Origin of the sequence: Streptomyces sp. CBMA123, assembly GCF_014596465.1 — a bacterium.
GTDB lineage: Bacteria > Actinomycetota > Actinomycetes > Streptomycetales > Streptomycetaceae > Kitasatospora.
Genome location: NZ_MECK01000576.1, coordinates 1 through 433, shown reverse-complemented (window position 1 = coordinate 433; position 433 = coordinate 1). Strand labels below are relative to the sequence as shown.

Sequence of the window (433 nt, the reverse complement as noted above, 5' to 3'; positions counted from 1 at the left end):
CACCCCGGCGCGCGCCGAGCTCGCCACGCTGCTGCGCGAACTGCCCGCGACCGGGCGCCCGTTCACCGGAGTCCTGTCCCTCCTCGCGCTCGGCCGGGGCGCCGGGCCGGCCGCCGCGACCCTCGCCCTGGTGCAGGCGCTGCGCGACGCCGACGTCACCGCGCCGCTTTGGTGCCTGACGCGCGGCGCGGTCGCCGTGGCCCGTACCGAGGCGCCCACCGCACCCGAACAGGCCGCCGTGTGGGGCCTGGGCCGGGTTGCCGCGCTGGAGCACCCCCAGCAGTGGGGCGGCGCCGTGGACCTGCCCGAGACACCGGACCAGTCCGCCGTGCGCCGCCTGGCCGCCGTGCTCGCCGGTGCGGACGGCGAGGACCAGATCGCGATCCGCACCGCCGCCGTCCACGCCCGCCGCCTCGTCCCGGCCCCGGCCGGC

General features: G+C 80.6%; 1 protein-coding gene. It reads left to right on the top strand.

The window, feature by feature from the left end; all coding sequences use genetic code 11:
• The coding region (locus tag BG452_RS37530) for a hypothetical protein (protein ID WP_223243303.1) at positions 1 to 433 on the top strand (433 nt) is incomplete at both ends.